The sequence below is a fragment of the Ruegeria sp. SCP10 genome (assembly GCF_040329495.1).
Taxonomy (GTDB): Bacteria; Pseudomonadota; Alphaproteobacteria; order Rhodobacterales; family Rhodobacteraceae; genus Ruegeria.
Map to the genome: position 1 here is coordinate 907,218 of NZ_JBDZYF010000001.1, position 13,876 is coordinate 921,093.

Sequence of the window (13,876 nt, forward strand, 5' to 3'; positions counted from 1 at the left end):
ACGGCGAGCACGGGATACGCCGCGTTTTTCCATGAAATTGGGGGCATTTTCGCCCCCAATCTACTCAGGTTTGTGACGCCTTCAAAGCGTTGCGGATATCCGTCAACAGGTCATCTGCGTCCTCAAGCCCCACCGAAAACCGGATCAAACCGGGGGTGATGCCCAGCTCATCCTTCTGCTCATCACTCAGGCGCTGATGTGTGGTCGTTGCCGGATGGGTGGCAATGGATTTCGCATCGCCCAGATTGTTCGAGATGACCGGAATCGCCATGGCATTGAGAAACTTGAACGCAGCGTCCTTGCCCCCTTTGATGTCCAGCGACAGAACGGTGCCGCCTTTTCCGCCCAGTTGCGACTGTACCAGAGCGTTTTGCGCGTGGGTTTTTAGCCCTGGATAAAGCGTCCGCTCCAAAGCAGGATGTCCTTCCAACGCTTCGGCGATGTGCTGGGCTGTGGCCGCTTGCGCGTTCACGCGCAACGCCATGGTTTCCAGACCTTTCAGCATGACCCAAGCATTGAATGGGCTCAACGCACCACCGGTGTGTTTCAGATAGGGTTCGACCGCGCCTCGAATAAAGTCCCGGGTGCCGATGATGACACCGCCCAAGGCGCGTCCCTGCCCGTCGATATGTTTGGTGGCCGAGTAGACGACCACATCCGCGCCCTGTTCAATCGCACGCGAAAATACGGGGGTGGAGAACACATTATCCACCACGACCAAGGCACCTGCCGCATGTGCCAGCTTGGCGACCGCCTCGATATCGATTACCTCAAGTGTCGGATTCGACATGGATTCGAAGAACACCGCCTTGGTGTCTGGCCGAATTGCTGCCTCCCACTGCTCTAGATCTGTGCCATCCACAAAAGTCACCTCAACCCCGAACCGGGTCAGGATGTTTTCAACGATATACAGACAGGACCCAAACAGCGCTTTGGCCGAAACGATATGGTCCCCGGCTTTCAGCATCGAGGTCAGCGCACCATTGACAGCAGCCATACCTGACGCGGTGGCAAAGGCATCCTCGGCCCCTTCCAGCGCGGCGATGCGCTGTTCGAACATGGACACAGTCGGGTTGCCGTAACGGGCATAGATAAACTCATCGGGGCCGCATTCCAGAAACCGGGCCTCGGCCTGCTCGGCACTGTCGTAGACAAAGCCCTGGGTCAGGAAGATCGCCTCGCTCACCTCATTATACTGACTGCGACGAATGCCGCCGTGGACGGCCTGAGTGCGTTTGTTCCAGCTCTCGCTCATGTCATTCCTTTCGGCCTCGACCCCCGAGGCGCATCAAAAAAACCCCAGACGCGGTCAAGCGAAAGGGGCCTTTCATCCTGACCTTTTAGCGGTGTTGTTTAGCGTGGCCCGCAATCCGGTAACAAATCGCCACGTGGTCTTGTTGCCCATACGCCGCAGTTGCGAATTCGTCAAGCCCGACACCTGCAACGTCACGGTTCTGTAATCGTTCATTCATGGAAGCGTCATAGCGTTATGACAAAGCGGCACCACAACATCTTGTGTGAGGCAGAGCATATGCCAATAGTCAGGATCAATGCTGTCAACGGACGTGCCGAATTGCACGGTAGTTCCCGCCCCTTGATCGGGGCACTGCAAGAGGTCCGGCAATCCGACGGACCGGTCATTATCATGACCCACGGGTATAAGTACCGGCCGGATGATGCCAATGCTTGCCCACACCGACATATTCTGTCGCTGCATCCCAAGGCGATGCCTTGGTACCGCCCCAGCTGGCCACAACATCTTGGCTTTGGCAGCGGATTTGAAGACGAAGGTCTGGCCATCGCTTTTGGCTGGGACGCGCGCGGCCCGCTCTGGTCGGCGCAGCGCCGCGCTGTTGAAGCAGGCAAGGTCCTGGCAGAGGTCATTCGTCACGTCCATCACTTGAATCCTCAGCGTCCGATCCATTTTATCGGCCACTCGATGGGTACCGAACTGGCGCTTGAGGCGCTTCATCACATTCCAACGGGCGCGCTCAGCCGGATCGTTTCCCTCACCGGGGCCGCCTATCAATCCCGCACAGCCGCGGCCCTGACAACGCCCGCCGGGCGCGCGGCTGAGTTCATCAACATCATCAGCCGCGAGAACGATCTATTTGACTTTCTTTATGAATCCTTCATCCAGCCGCCCTGTCGTGGGGATCTCAGTATTGGCGCGGGCCTGACGGCGCCAAACGCTGTTACATTGCAGATCGATTGCCCGGCTACGGTGGATCACCTTTCGGCGCTGATCTTCCCGCTCGCCGCGCCCGAGCGGCGCATCTGTCATTGGTCCAGTTACACACGCCCCGGCGTGCTACGCGTCTATAATGCCCTGCTGCGCGACACCGAGCGCTTGTGCCTAAATACGCTTAAGCGCGGTATCCCCGAAACACCGCACAAGCGTTGGTCACGGCTTTTTGCACTACCCCGTCCGCAGGCCCTCTTGCCGTTTGCTCAGAAAGCATCATGATCCCCTCAGCTTGAGGAGATATTATGATCGATCTGTATTTCTGGCCCACGCCAAATGGCTGGAAGGTATCCATCGCCTTGGAAGAGATGGAACTGCCTTACACCACTCATCTGATCAATATTGGCAAGGGCGATCAGTTTGATCCTGACTTTCTGAAGATTTCGCCCAACAATCGGATGCCTGCCATCGTTGACCCCGACGGCCCGGATGACGCACCCGTTTCCGTGTTCGAAAGCGGCGCGATCTTGATGTATCTGGCGCGCAAGACCGGGCGTTTCTATGGCGAATCCGAACGTGACCGTATCGCCATCGAAGAGTGGCTGATGTGGCAGATGGGCGGTGTAGGCCCGATGGCCGGACAAGCGCATCACTTCCTGAAATATGCCCCTCAGATGGACCCACCCCAAGACCTGCCCCATGCCAAGGATCGCTATCGCGCTGAGGTTGGGCGCCTTTACGGCGTGCTCGATCGAAGACTGGCCGAAAACGAATACGTCGCGGGCGATTTCTACTCAATCGCCGATATGGCGATCTGGGGTTGGGCCAGCCTTTGGGAGGGTCAGCAACAAGTCCTGGAAGACAAACCGCATTTCGCTAGATGGCTCGACACAGTCAGCGCCCGCCCTGCTGTACAAGCCGGGCGCGCCCTTCACGCAGAACTCAGAGGGGATCACCGGGACAAGACAGCACAAAGTGTTTTATTCAAGCGGTAGCAGCAACTAGGCTGTAGTTCTGATCAAACGGCCTCTTAGTTACCGAAATGGATTGCGCATGCGCCTTTTCGCACGAAACAAAACAGTTTGGGCGCTCTGCGTCCTTGGTGCCGCTTTGGCTGGCGCGGGCTATTTTTGGGTAAAGCCCATGCAAACCCGCGCTAACAACGAACTGTCTCTGGAATACATGACCTGGCCCGAAGTCCACGCCGCCCTAAACGCAGGCTACACGACCGTCATTATTCCAACCGGCGGGACCGAACAGAATGGCCCCCATGCGGCGCTTGGAAAACACAACTTCGTTGTCGCACATACCAGCCGGCAAATTGCCCAAGACCTTGGCAAAACCCTTGTCGCTCCGGTCATCAAATACGTCCCAGAAGGTGAGGTTAAGCCAAACCCGACGGGTCACATGCAATGGCCGGGAACGATATCTGTACCTGAACCTGTTTTCGAAGAGTTACTTGTCGCGACGATCCGCAGCTTGGCCACACACGGGTTCAATGAGATCCTGCTGATTGGAGACAGCGGAGGGAACCAGGCAGCGCAAGACCAGGCCGCTGCTTCGATGACCCTTGAGCTTGCGCCTGCCGGGGTCACGGTGCGGCATGTTTCTGACTACTACGCAGACAATGGCCAGGTCACTTACCTGCAAAACCAAGGCTTCAGTGCCGAACAAATCGGAAATCATGCCGCCCTGCGAGACACGTCAGAGCTTTTGTACGTCGAACCAGATGCGGCAGGTCGCACGGAAACACCGGTGCCTGCAGGCTGGAACACGGGCTTTGACGGGCGACCTGATCTTGCGACCCCGGAAATCGGCAAAGCGATGATCCAGCTCAAGATCGACGCCGCACTAGCCCAGATACGCCGTTTCAGGGAAGAAGAAACAGATTAAACCCGGTTATACCCTTTTGCAGATCAACGGCTACTGGCCGGAATATGTTCAGTTTTCTGTGCACAACCATGCAAATCGCTTCACAAGACATTCAACCCGATGTTGCCCATACGGACATCTCTAAAACCGCAAATAAATAGTGAATATCGATAGAGAAAGCCCAGACGCGGCGCGATGCGTCGCAATTGCCACTGGAAACGCTTAGCTCCCTTCACTAATGAAGAATTCGACACTTGCAGAAGGAAGACGCACGCAATGGCAAAGATCACCTATGTCGAGCATGGCGGTACCGAACACACAGTCGAGGTCGCCAACGGACTGACGGTCATGGAAGGGGCCCGTGACAACAATATCCCAGGCATCGAGGCCGATTGCGGCGGTGCGTGTGCCTGCTCAACCTGCCATGTCTACATCCACCCTGACTGGGTCGAGAAAATCCCCGCCAAGGATGATATGGAAGAAGACATGCTGGACTTCGCTTACGAGCCCGACCCGGCCCGTTCGCGCCTAACCTGCCAGATCAAGGTGACGGATGCACTGGATGGTCTGGTTGTACAAATGCCCGAAAAGCAGATCTGATGCCAACCAAAGCGCCGCGCCCGCCCGCTCGCCTCTGGCACTTTCGGGCCCGCGGCGCTCTGTCAGTGTGTTGCATGTGGCTTGCCGGAGCAAGCTTTGTAACCGCAGACAGAATAACCTCAGCCCAGTTTATAGAATCAACCACGCGCTATGGGCATGGTGTCTTGGGTGACAACATCGAATACGGCGCGCTAGAATTAAGCGTCAAAGGTGAAGATGGCACCAAGGTCACGACCATCACCCTGCCAGAAGATCGCGTTTTCGAAGACTTGGCGCCCAGGCTTTGGGACGTCGATTCCGATGGCGATGTCGAAGCTGTCGTCGTTGAGTCTCAAGACCAGCGCGGTGCTCAACTCGCAATCTACGATGCAACCGGAACAAAAATTGCCGCCACCCCGCATATCGGCACCCGCTTCCGTTGGCTCGCCCCAATCGGAGCTGCTGATCTGGATGGCGACGACCATGTCGAGATTGCCTATATCGACCGCCCTCACCTGGCAAAAACCCTGCGTATCTGGCGCTTCAAGGATGGTAAGCTGGCCGAGATCGCCGCAATCCCAGGCCTGACCAATCACAAGATCGGTGAGGATTTCATCTCGGGCGGCCTGCGCCTCTGCAACGGCCAGCCGGAGCTTATCGTTGTCAACGCCGATTGGTCCCGGATCATCAGCGTCACTTACTTAAACGACTGGACCAAAACCGATCTCGGCCCATTCAGCGGCCCTGATAGCCTGTCTCAAGCCCTAAACTGCTGATCCATCTTCATCTGGCCAAAAATATCCCGGGGAGCGCGAGGGGCTGGCCCCTCGCCCAGAAAACTGAGACGGGCGCAGCCCGGCAATCAGATCACAACGCCCGCCAGCCAATATCGCGGCGGTAGAACCCCTCCGGCCAGTCCACCCCATCCACCATCGCATAAGCCCGATCCCGCGCTTTGTGCAGCGTGTCCCCGCGGGCTGTGACGTTCAGCACCCGACCACCAAAAGCCTGCACCTGCCCCTCAACCGCTTTGGTACCTGCATGAAACACCATATTGCTGCTGTCTTCGGGCAGGTCATCCAAACCTTTGATGACCGTCCCTTTCTCATACGCCCCGGGATAGCCTTGCGCAGCCATGACCACGGTCATCGCATGGTCCTCAGCCCAATTCACCCGGGTCTCCTCCAGCCGCCCCTCGGCCGCTGCATGCATCAAATCCATAGCTTGCGCGCCCAGACGCATCATCAGCACCTGACATTCGGGGTCGCCGAACCGCACATTGTATTCCACCAAACGCGGCTGCCCATCCTTGATCATCAAACCGGCATAGAGCACCCCCTGAAACGGCATCCCGCGTCGCTTCATCTCGGCCATGGTCGGGCGGATGATTTCATCCATCGCACGGGCTTCGACCTCAGCGCTCAGAACCGGAGCGGGTGAATAGGCGCCCATGCCACCGGTGTTCAGCCCGGTATCGCCTTCGCCCACACGCTTGTGATCCTGTGCTGTGCCGATGGACAAGATGTTCTCTCCATCACACAGCACGAAGAGAGAAGCTTCCTCACCCTCCATGAATTCCTCGATCACAACTTCGGCCCCTGCACCCCCAAAGGCACCTCCGAACATGTCATCGATCGCCTCTAACGCTGTTTGCACGTCCATCGCAACGATCACGCCTTTGCCTGCAGCCAGACCGTCGGCCTTGACCACGATGGGTGCACCCTGCTCGCGGATATAGGCCTTGGCCGGTTCCACCTCGGTAAACCTAGCATAGGCCGCTGTCGGTGCTGCGGCTGCGTCACAAATCTCTTTGGTAAAGCTTTTTGAGGCCTCAAGTTGCGCCGCTGCGGCCGAGGGGCCAAAGACCAGCACGCCAGCCTCTCGCAACCGATCAGCAACGCCTGCAGCCAATGGCGCTTCGGGTCCGACGATGACAAAATCAATCGCGTTTTCCTCGGCGAAGCTGACCACTGCGCCACCATCCTCGATATCCAGCGCAGCACAATCGGCGATCTGAGCGATCCCGGCATTTCCCGGCGCAACGATCAAGCGGTCACATTTGGGATTCTGCATCACCGCCCAGGCCAGGCTGTGCTCGCGCCCGCCGCTGCCGAGAATAAGGATGTTCATGAAAGCTCTCCGATCTGCTTGGCCTTGCCTGCGCGGCGTTCTAAGCTGGGTGGGCATTTGACACAAGGCGCTGAAATGTCCGACCTGCTCGACGAGCCCATTCCTGGCCAAAACACTCCCGAATATTCGGTTTCCGAGCTCTCGGGAGAGGTAAAACGCACGCTCGAAGGGTCATTTGGGCGAATCCGCGTCCGCGGTGAGGTCGGGCGCGTGTTCAGAGCGCGCTCTGGGCATCTGTACTACGACATCAAGGATGATCGGAACGTGCTGGCCTGCACCACGTGGAAAGGTCAGATCTCAGGCTTGTCGGTTGTGCCCGAAGAAGGGCTGGAGGTTGTCGTGACCGGACGCCTGACGGCTTTTGGTGCGCAGTCCAAATACAACATGAACGTGGATGAGGTCGCCGTCGCGGGCCAAGGGGCTTTGATGGCGCTGCTGGAAAAACGCAAGAAGCAGCTCGAATCCGAGGGTCTGTTCGCGCCCGAGCGCAAAAAGCCCTTGCCCTATCTGCCGGAGATCATCGGTGTTGTGACCTCACCCTCTGGCGCGGTGATCCGTGATATCCTGCACCGACTGAGGGATCGCTTTCCCCGCAAGGTTCTGATCTGGCCGGTTGCGGTGCAGGGCACCAACTGCGCACCCGAAGTGACCCGCGCCATCGAAGGGTTCAACGCGCTCACACCCGGCGGTGCTTTGCCCCGCCCCGATTTGATTATCGTAGCGCGCGGTGGCGGGTCGATCGAAGATCTGTGGGGGTTCAATGAGGAAAGCGTGGCACGTGCCACTGCCGCCTCGAACATCCCGTTGATCTCGGCTGTGGGTCACGAAACGGATACAACGCTGATCGATTTTGTCTCGGACCGCCGGGCACCCACGCCGACTGCTGCCGCTGAGCTGGCTGTCCCTGTCCGGATGGAGCTGCTGGCTTGGACCAACGAGCAAGGCGCACGCCTGTCCCGTGCGGCCAGCGATGCGGTCCAGCGCCGCCGCCAGCGCTTGCGCGATGTGGCCCGCGCCCTACCGCGCCCGGATAGTTTGTTGAACACTCCCCGGCAGCGGCTTGATCTGATTGCAGAACGACTGACACCCGCTTTGACCCGGAGTGTACAAAACCGACGCCTGCAACTGGTTGAGATGTCGGCCCATCTGCGCCCCTCAACCTTGCGCGGCGTTGTCGGATCTCGGCAGGAAAGCCTGCGCAACCTGTCGTCGCGCCTATCCGTGCGTACGATCCAACGCGAAATCGAACAACAACGCCAAGCGATCAGCAGACTGGCAGAGCGGCTGAACGCGGTCCAGAGCGCTCGGCTGGATCGCTTGCGTCAACAGCTAGATGCCACTGACCGCCTACGCGAAACGCTTAGCTACAAAGCCACGCTGGAACGCGGCTATGCCGTTGTGCGGGCTGAGGGCGACGTGATCACCACCAAGTCACAAGCCGCCAAGCACCCTGTTCTGGAAATCGAGTTTGCCGACGGTCGCCTGACGACCGGAGGTTCTAGCAAGTCGCCCCCCAAAAAGGCTAAGACAGATGCTCCCGATCAGGGTTCTCTCTTCTAAACCATGCTGACGATCTGGGGCCGCAAAACATCATCGAATGTGCAAGCCCTGATGTGGTGTGTCGAAGAGTTGGGGCTGGAGTATATCCGCCATGATGTCGGCCATCACTTTGGCGGTTTGGACACGCAAGCCTTCGGCAAGCTGAACCCAAACCGCACCATCCCCGTCCTGCAGGATGGCGCTAACGCACCCTTATGGGAAACAGGGGCCATTTTACGCTATCTCGCCGATCGCTACGCACCCGACACGTTTTGGCCCAAAGACCCGCTTCAGCGCGCCGACGTGGACAAATGGGCCGAATGGGCGAAGATCAATGTTGCAATGGCCTTTACGGTCCCAGTGTTCTGGCAGGTAGTTCGAACCGCACCTGCCAATAGAGACAAGGTTAAGATCAGGAATGCCATTGAACATCTTGAAACAAAATTGGAAATTGCAGATCGATACTTAACGAAAGACACGTTTCTAACCGGATCCAACTTGACCCTGGCCGACATCCAGTTCGGCCACATCCTGTACCGATACTACGATATCGAGATTTCGCGCGCGCAGTTTCCAAATCTCAAACGCTACTATACTCAACTCACAGAAAGACCTGCATTCCGGCAACATGTTATGATCAGCTACGAAGACCTACGGGTGAGCTGAGATCAAACCCCAACCTCTGGCCCAAGGCAGATCATCTCTTCACCCAAATCTTCGGCCTCATATAGCTGCGTCGCCTGTGGGTCGCCTTCGAACTGGGCAACCAAGCCGCCGCCTAGCCGCGTGAAAACCCAGCATTGCGGATCTGACCTGTCTTCATAGACAAAACATATCTGATCTTCGCGCTGATACCACACACCTTCCTTGCAGTTGCCATCAAGGAATGACCAGATCACGCGACGATTGGGCAAATAGCGTTCTACCCCGTAAACCTCGCCGCTATAGCCGTAAAACAGGGTTTTTCCGCGCGTATAGTCATCAAATTCCGCCCCAGACAGCGCCGATTGCGCCCCCGCAGGATGGGCCGAAAACACAAGAAGAATCGCAAAGAACCTCAACATAGCGCCATAGTGTCAGATACACGCGATCAAAGCTATTCGCACTGCGCGTTCACATGCCTCCACGTCACCTGTTGTGCCAATTGCAGATTTCGAACGACAGTAAAGCCACGAGAGTGGGAGGAAACCAGAGTGAACAGTCTGATTTGGATCGCAGCCGCATGCGCCCTGACCTATCTGCCCCTGTCGCCACGCCCGGCCAGCACAGCACGCACTGCGCTCAAAACCGCCTCTGTCGCCCTACTGGCCCTGTTCGCGGCTCTCAGTGGCTCCGCGAGTCTGTTGATCCTTGCCTTGGCCCTATGTGCTATGGGGGACGCGCTACTTTCTCGCGAGTCCGAGACCAGCTTCATGGCGGGTATCGGCGCATTTGCGGCAGGCCACCTTGCCTATATCGCCCTGTTTCTGTCTCATCCAACCAGCAACGTGGCGCTCATCTTCGATCACCCCGGATACGTCTGGTCCCTCATCTTGCTGGGAATTGTCGCCGCCACCCTCCTGGCACCTCGTGCCGGAGACCTCAAGGTGGCGGTTCTGGCCTACATCCCGATCATCCTCGGCATGGGCATCACGGTTCTCGCTCTGCCCGATACAGGCGCCCTTCGTTGGGCCATGCCCGCTGCGATGGCCTTCATCGCCTCTGATCTGATCCTTGCAACTGAAAAGTTCCTACTACCTGCAAATCACCCGGCTCTGAGGATCACCCCCTATCTGATCTGGCCGCTCTATTGGGGCGCACAAGCCGGGTTCCTGATCGCCTTCACCTGACCCTTTGCAACTGCCGTAAATCCGCATTAGGTGGAAGGATCACCTGCGGAGACCAAAATGGCGTTTTTTTCAAAGCTCAAGGACAAGCTGTTCAAATCCTCCTCGCGCCTCGAAGAGGGGTTGGATGCGATTGTCGAGGATGGCGGCGAGGAATCCGCGCCCGACCCGGTGATCCCGCAGCCCGATCCCGAACCGCAACCCGTTCCAGAGGTACCCAGCCCGGCCCCCATCCCTGTGCGATCCGAGCCTCCTGCTCCTACACCCACAGACCCCACGCCTGAACCAACACCGCCAGAGGTCCCTGAGTCGAAAGGCCTGCTAGGCCGATTGTTCAGCCGCGGCGATGCCCAAACCGTTGTCCGCCGCACGTTGGACGATGACATGCTGGAACAGCTCGAAGAGCTGCTGATCGCCTCTGACATGGGCGTCGATACAGCCTTGCGCGTCACCGCCAACATGGCCGAGGGTCGCTTTGGCCGCAAACTCTCGGCCCTCGAAATCAAGCAGTTGCTGGCGCAAGAAGTCGCCCGCGTCATGGAGCCTGTGGCGCGCCCATTACCGATTTATCCCAAACGCCCGCAGGTGGTTCTGGTCGTCGGCGTCAACGGCTCAGGAAAAACCACAACCATCGGCAAACTTGCCAGCCAGTTCAAATCGGCAGGCAAGCAAGTTGTCATCGCCGCCGGCGACACCTTCCGCGCCGCCGCTGTTGAACAGCTCCAGGTCTGGGGCGAGCGCGCCGGTGTCCCGGTGCTAACCGCGCCAGAAGGCTCGGACCCCGCAAGCCTCGCCTTCGATGCCCTGACCAAAGCCCAGGAAGATGGTGCCGACCTGCTGATGATCGACACTGCAGGCCGCCTGCAAAACCGCGCCGACCTGATGGAGGAATTGGCCAAAATCGTCCGCGTCATTCGCAAGGTCGACGACACCGCCCCGCACAACACCCTGCTCGTGCTCGATGCCACCACGGGTCAGAACGCGCTCAGTCAGGTGGAAACCTTCCGCAATCTGGCCGATGTCTCGGGCCTTGTGATGACCAAACTAGACGGCACAGCCAAGGGCGGCGTTCTGGTGGCGCTTGCGGACAAGTTCGGCCTGCCGATCCACGCCATCGGCGTCGGTGAACAAATCGATGACCTCGCCCCCTTCGACCCCGAAGAATTCGCCGCCGCCTTGACCGGCCTGGATCAAAGATGATCCAAATCTTCATCTGGCCATAAATATCCTCCGGGGTCTGGGGGCAGACAGCCCCCAGCCTCTCCCCCCACCAAAAAGATCTGATACTTGAGCGACTGGCTGATCTCACTTGAAGGCACCGAAGCGGGCCACCAGCTTGCCCTTGGGCTGGCGCTCATGGCCGCTTTTTTGCACGCGGTCTTCGGGGCCCTTCAGAAGGGCCGCCATGACCCGTGGCTGTCTCGCGGGGCCATCGATGCCTGCTATTGCCTGATGGCCGCCCCTTTTGCATTCTTCATCGTACCCTGGCCAGAACCCTATATGTGGCCGATCTTTGCGGTCGTCTGGCTGATTCACATCGCCTACAAGACGCTGCAGGCGATGGCCTATACCAAAGGATCTTATACGGTCGTTTACCCCGTTGTGCGAGGCACCGGACCGCTGTTCACCGTGATCGGCGCCTATCTGTTGTTCGGCGAGACTTTCAGCGGCACTCAATGGTTTGGCGTCGCGGTTCTGCTGGCCGGGATATTCGGCCTCGCGCTCTACAACCTGCGCTTCCTTGAAACCAATCGTGAAACGCTCGGCATTGCGCTGGTGCTGGCCGTTACAACCGGGCTGTTTGTGGCACTCTATACGACCTATGACGCCTACGGCATACGCGCTACCGCCGACCCGTTCACCTTTCTGGCGTGGTTCTTCATGATCGATGGAGCTGCGATGCCGATCTACGCCTTCCTCAGATGGCGCGCCATGATCAACCGTCCTGCCATTGGCCCCCTTATGCTGCGTGGGCTTGCAGGCGGCATCATCGCGCCCATGTCCTTCGGGGCGATCATGTTGGCCACACGGCTCGACAAGGTGGGCGAAGCCGCCGTTCTGCGCGAGACCTCAACAGTCTTTGCGGCCCTGATCGGCTGGCTGGTTCTGAAAGAAACCGTTGGCCCCAGACGCATTGCCTTGATGGCATTGATTGCATTGGGCGCCGTAATCGTTGAAATGGGCGGGTAAGCAGCAGGAAGATACGATGACAGGCAAAAAAGACATCAACCCGTTTCTGAAGCAGGTACTCGAACTTGGCCCTCCGCTGGCCTTTTTTTTCATTTACCTCCGCCTGCGCGATGACAGCTTCCTGATCGGCGGCACAGAATATTCCGGCTTTATCGTCGCGACGATCATCTTTGTGCCCCTGATGCTGGCCGCCATGGGCATCCTATGGTTTCTGACCGGTAAACTCAGCAGATTGCAGATTTTTACCGCCTTCATGGTCATCTTCTTTGGCGGTCTGACCGCTTGGTTCAATGATGAGCGGTTCTTCAAGATGAAAACAACGCTGGTTTATGGCGTCTTCTCGACCATCCTGGGGATCGGCCTGCTGCAGAGGAAATCCTATCTGGCCTATGTGCTGGATGAAATGCTGCCCATGAAACACGAAGGCTGGATGATCCTGACCCGCAGGCTCTGTGCCTGTTTTGCGGTTCTGGCCATCGCCAATGAACTCGTCTGGCGTACCATGTCCACGGATTTGTGGGTGAAGATCGAAACCTTTGCCTTTCCGATTGCCTTGATGGCGTTTTTGATGCTGCAATTCAGCCTGCTACAAAACTATATGGAAGACCCGGATCAGCAATGAGCGCCAGCGCTGCGTTGATGCACCACCATCACACCGCGCGAGTGATCCGCTCGCTGCAAAAAAACTTGGCTTAAGCCCGAAGCTATGAAAGGTTAAAGCACCACTCATCACCTAAATCCGGAGTTCACCGCCCGTATGACGGCCTTTCCTTCTAGTGGCTTTCTATCCGAAGCCTCTGACGAGCTTCGAGAGATGCTCTCTGATCTTGCCTCTGAACTGACCCTTGAGCAGGGCGAAACCCTGTTTGAACAGGGTGATGAGGGCGACGCGCTCTACGCGATACTCTCAGGCACGCTCGAAGTGTCGTTTTTGGCCATGAGCGGGCGAAAGCTGACCCTAACCCTAATGCGCCCCGGCGAAGTGTTTGGCGAGATTGCCTTGTTTGACAGTGGCCCCCGCACAGCCACGGTCACCGCAGCCGAACCGTCGCGTGTTCTGCGCGTGCGCCGCCGTGATGCGATGGGCCAAATCCGCCAACATCCCGATCTTGCCGTTGATATGGTCCGTTTGGCAGGTTTACGCATGCGCTGGATGGACTCGCAGTTGAACGAGCAAGTCTTTTTGCCCATGCCAATCCGCCTGGCCCGTAAACTGCTTCATCTGTCCAATCTGCAAGACGACCCAACGGCACGAATCACGCTATCGCAAAGCGAATTGGCCGAATTTGTCGGCGCCACGCGCGAGGCGGTGTCTAAAACCATCTCAACCTGGAAGCGCGACAACGTGGTCGAAGCCTCTCGCGGAGGTTTGCTGATTCAGGATTTCGAAGCCCTGCGTGAACTGGCCGAATCCGATCTGATCTGACGATTTCGCAGTTTGATGTGATCTGGTTCACAGAAGAATAGGCCGAACCTGACCTAAGGTGAGCTTGTTACCGTAGGAGGTCAGAGAATCATCCCCGATATCTGTCCACTGATCTCTCCCTGTATCTGA

Annotated in this window: 15 protein-coding genes and 1 riboswitch; of the genes, 12 read left to right on the forward strand and 3 right to left on the reverse strand. The window is 57.9% G+C overall.

The features are described 5' to 3' along the window. Window positions 1-64 precede the first annotated feature (64 nt). Window positions 65-1,255 (reverse strand): O-succinylhomoserine sulfhydrylase, encoded by a 1,191-nt coding sequence (gene metZ, locus ABLN87_RS04600; RefSeq protein ID WP_353007920.1) that lies wholly within the window; start codon window positions 1,253-1,255, stop codon window positions 65-67. 65 nt (window positions 1,256-1,320) lie between these two features. Further along, window positions 1,321-1,398: riboswitch (SAM riboswitch) on the reverse strand. 133 nt (window positions 1,399-1,531) lie between these two features. On the opposite strand from metZ, the gene ABLN87_RS04605 reads away from it, so the two are divergent. The 5 genes from ABLN87_RS04605 to ABLN87_RS04625 all read left to right on the forward strand — a co-directional run bounded on the left by ABLN87_RS04605 (window position 1,532) and on the right by ABLN87_RS04625 (window position 5,412). Beyond that, window positions 1,532-2,467 (forward strand): alpha/beta hydrolase, encoded by a 936-nt coding sequence (locus ABLN87_RS04605; RefSeq protein WP_353007921.1) that lies wholly within the window; start codon window positions 1,532-1,534, stop codon window positions 2,465-2,467. A 23-nt stretch (window positions 2,468-2,490) separates the two neighbouring features. Then, window positions 2,491-3,180, forward strand: a complete 690-nt coding sequence (locus ABLN87_RS04610; protein ID WP_353007923.1) for a glutathione S-transferase N-terminal domain-containing protein — start codon at window positions 2,491-2,493, stop codon at window positions 3,178-3,180. A gap of 148 nt (window positions 3,181-3,328) precedes the next feature. Next, window positions 3,329-4,078 carry a creatininase family protein gene (locus ABLN87_RS04615; protein ID WP_353007925.1) on the forward strand — a complete coding sequence of 250 codons (750 nt, stop codon included), beginning with the start codon at window positions 3,329-3,331 and terminating at the stop codon, window positions 4,076-4,078. Between the two features lie 255 nt (window positions 4,079-4,333). Continuing rightward, on the forward strand, window positions 4,334-4,657 hold the full coding sequence (locus ABLN87_RS04620) for a 2Fe-2S iron-sulfur cluster-binding protein (protein ID WP_039534845.1): 324 nt from the start codon (window positions 4,334-4,336) through the stop codon (window positions 4,655-4,657). A gap of 164 nt (window positions 4,658-4,821) precedes the next feature. After that, the gene (locus tag ABLN87_RS04625; RefSeq protein ID WP_353007926.1) at window positions 4,822-5,412 is read left to right on the forward strand and encodes an FG-GAP repeat domain-containing protein; all 591 of its coding nucleotides are present in this window, start codon (window positions 4,822-4,824) and stop codon (window positions 5,410-5,412) included. Between the two features lie 91 nt (window positions 5,413-5,503). On the opposite strand, the gene purD is transcribed toward ABLN87_RS04625, so the two are convergent. After that, window positions 5,504-6,766, reverse strand: coding sequence for a phosphoribosylamine--glycine ligase (gene purD, locus ABLN87_RS04630; protein WP_353007928.1), 1,263 nt, complete (start codon window positions 6,764-6,766; stop codon window positions 5,504-5,506). 75 nt (window positions 6,767-6,841) lie between these two features. On the opposite strand from purD, the gene xseA reads away from it, so the two are divergent. Next, window positions 6,842-8,326, forward strand: a complete 1,485-nt coding sequence (gene xseA, locus ABLN87_RS04635; protein ID WP_353007929.1) for an exodeoxyribonuclease VII large subunit — start codon at window positions 6,842-6,844, stop codon at window positions 8,324-8,326. 3 nt (window positions 8,327-8,329) lie between these two features. Continuing rightward, on the forward strand, window positions 8,330-8,971 hold the full coding sequence (locus tag ABLN87_RS04640; RefSeq protein ID WP_353007931.1) for a glutathione S-transferase family protein: 642 nt from the start codon (window positions 8,330-8,332) through the stop codon (window positions 8,969-8,971). Window positions 8,972-8,973: 2 nt separating this feature from the next. Here ABLN87_RS04640 and ABLN87_RS04645 read toward each other — a convergent pair whose 3' ends face one another. After that, window positions 8,974-9,369 carry a hypothetical protein gene (locus ABLN87_RS04645; RefSeq protein ID WP_353007933.1) on the reverse strand — a complete coding sequence of 132 codons (396 nt, stop codon included), beginning with the start codon at window positions 9,367-9,369 and terminating at the stop codon, window positions 8,974-8,976. A gap of 129 nt (window positions 9,370-9,498) precedes the next feature. Here ABLN87_RS04645 and ABLN87_RS04650 point away from each other — a divergent pair, with 129 nt between their 5' ends. The 5 genes from ABLN87_RS04650 to ABLN87_RS04670 all read left to right on the forward strand — a co-directional run bounded on the left by ABLN87_RS04650 (window position 9,499) and on the right by ABLN87_RS04670 (window position 13,747). Continuing rightward, a complete protein-coding gene (locus ABLN87_RS04650; protein WP_353007934.1) occupies window positions 9,499-10,134 on the forward strand; it encodes a lysoplasmalogenase in 636 nt (211 codons plus the stop codon). A 57-nt stretch (window positions 10,135-10,191) separates the two neighbouring features. Beyond that, complete coding sequence (ftsY, locus tag ABLN87_RS04655) at window positions 10,192-11,331, forward strand: signal recognition particle-docking protein FtsY (protein WP_353007936.1); 1,140 nt, start codon at window positions 10,192-10,194, stop codon at window positions 11,329-11,331. Between the two features lie 87 nt (window positions 11,332-11,418). Next, window positions 11,419-12,321, forward strand: a complete 903-nt coding sequence (locus ABLN87_RS04660) for an EamA family transporter (RefSeq protein WP_353007938.1) — start codon at window positions 11,419-11,421, stop codon at window positions 12,319-12,321. Window positions 12,322-12,337: 16 nt separating this feature from the next. Continuing rightward, window positions 12,338-12,943, forward strand: a complete 606-nt coding sequence (locus tag ABLN87_RS04665; RefSeq protein WP_353007940.1) for an inner membrane-spanning protein YciB — start codon at window positions 12,338-12,340, stop codon at window positions 12,941-12,943. 135 nt (window positions 12,944-13,078) lie between these two features. Then, entirely contained in the window at window positions 13,079-13,747 is a 669-nt protein-coding gene (locus ABLN87_RS04670) for a Crp/Fnr family transcriptional regulator (protein WP_170532565.1), read from the forward strand. Window positions 13,748-13,876 lie beyond the last annotated feature (129 nt).

Bases quoted from the DNA above. Each gene is read 5' to 3' on its own strand.
- ABLN87_RS04615 (WP_353007925.1), top strand. From the start codon at position 3,329: ATGCAAACCCGCGCTAACAACGAACTGTCTCTGGAATACATGACCTGG.
- ABLN87_RS04605 (WP_353007921.1), top strand. From the start codon at position 1,532: ATGCCAATAGTCAGGATCAATGCTGTCAACGGACGTGCCGAATTGCAC.
- ABLN87_RS04640 (WP_353007931.1), top strand. From the start codon at position 8,330: ATGCTGACGATCTGGGGCCGCAAAACATCATCGAATGTGCAAGCCCTG.
- purD (WP_353007928.1), bottom strand. From the start codon at position 6,766: ATGAACATCCTTATTCTCGGCAGCGGCGGGCGCGAGCACAGCCTGGCC.
- ABLN87_RS04620 (WP_039534845.1), top strand. From the start codon at position 4,334: ATGGCAAAGATCACCTATGTCGAGCATGGCGGTACCGAACACACAGTC.
- ABLN87_RS04645 (WP_353007933.1), bottom strand. From the start codon at position 9,369: ATGTTGAGGTTCTTTGCGATTCTTCTTGTGTTTTCGGCCCATCCTGCG.
- ftsY (WP_353007936.1), top strand. From the start codon at position 10,192: ATGGCGTTTTTTTCAAAGCTCAAGGACAAGCTGTTCAAATCCTCCTCG.
- metZ (WP_353007920.1), bottom strand. From the start codon at position 1,255: ATGAGCGAGAGCTGGAACAAACGCACTCAGGCCGTCCACGGCGGCATT.
- xseA (WP_353007929.1), top strand. From the start codon at position 6,842: ATGTCCGACCTGCTCGACGAGCCCATTCCTGGCCAAAACACTCCCGAA.
- ABLN87_RS04670 (WP_170532565.1), top strand. From the start codon at position 13,079: ATGACGGCCTTTCCTTCTAGTGGCTTTCTATCCGAAGCCTCTGACGAG.
- ABLN87_RS04610 (WP_353007923.1), top strand. From the start codon at position 2,491: ATGATCGATCTGTATTTCTGGCCCACGCCAAATGGCTGGAAGGTATCC.
- ABLN87_RS04665 (WP_353007940.1), top strand. From the start codon at position 12,338: ATGACAGGCAAAAAAGACATCAACCCGTTTCTGAAGCAGGTACTCGAA.